Here is a 1016-nt window from a genome sequence, read left to right as displayed (position 1 = left end):
CGGGCCGAGCAGGGCCAGGGCCAGGAACGTGGCGGCCCGCGCCCGGCTGGAGACGACGGGCACCCTCAGCCAGCCCGCGGACGCCACACTGGGGTGCAGCGCGGCGGCGCCGACCAGGACCGCCCAGCCCAGCCAGGTGATCGTGGAGAGGGCGCCGGGAGACCTGCCCTCGGCCAGGTCGAGCAGGTAGACACCGTCGGCGACGAACAGGGAGACGTAGGAGACGCTCAGCAGAAGCAGCCACGGCGCCCGCCCGCTGTCGAACGCCATCCGCAGGATCATGCCCAGCAGGAGCAGGTCGATGACGGGGGAGGTCAGTGCGAAGGCGAGCTCCGCGCCGGTGTAGCCGCTGCGGTCGATCATCGGGTTGATGAAGAACGCCCAGAAGGGCATGGCCACGCCGACGGTGATGATCGCGCCGTCGAGCAGTCCCGCCCAGCGCGATCCGCTGGTCCGCAGTCCCAGCAGGGTCAGCGCGATCAGGCCCATGCCGTACGAGAGCAGAGTGGTGACCTGGTAGGAGGCGAGGGCCGCCGGGAGCCGCAGCCATGTCCAGCCCACGCCCCAGAAGAACGCGGACCCCGCCCAGGCCAGCGTGATGGTCGCGCCGATCAGCCGCCAGGCCCACAGCCGGCCCAGGCCGTGCCGGCGGATGCCGACGAGGACGGCCGCCAGCGACGAACCCTGCAGCACGATCCAGCACAGGGCGTCCAGGGCGGGGGAGACGGCGGTCGCCAGCGGAGCGGCCAGGGCCAGCATGCCTGCGACCAGGAGGTACGCCAGCCAGCCGTACGGCTCGCGCACCAGGCGCGATCCGGCGGCCGGCGTGACTCCGCGGGATGTCCGGCTCATGCTCTTCTCTGGGTCGGCTCTCTGGGTCGGCTCCGGCAGGAAGGTCGTGGGGCGGGGCGAACCCCGCCGTGGGCGCGCCGAGGTGCCGGGCCGGCATCCGGGCGGCCCCGGGACGGTCGGATCCCGGCGCGCTGCGCGGCCGGGGGAGCTGCGGTGGCCGGGCG

Annotated in this window: 1 protein-coding gene; it reads right to left on the bottom strand. The window is 74.1% G+C overall.

Going from position 1 to position 1016, the window contains the following annotated elements; genetic code table 11:
- Window positions 1-852: hypothetical protein (locus ACWJ6R_RS37005; protein WP_449066651.1), on the bottom strand; the 852-nt coding region annotated here is incomplete at its 3' end.
- Window positions 853-1016 lie beyond the last annotated feature (164 nt).

This window comes from Planomonospora algeriensis (assembly GCF_977012225.1).
Note: the sequence above shows the minus strand (reverse complement) of the source record. Positions and strands in the feature narration are given on the sequence as shown.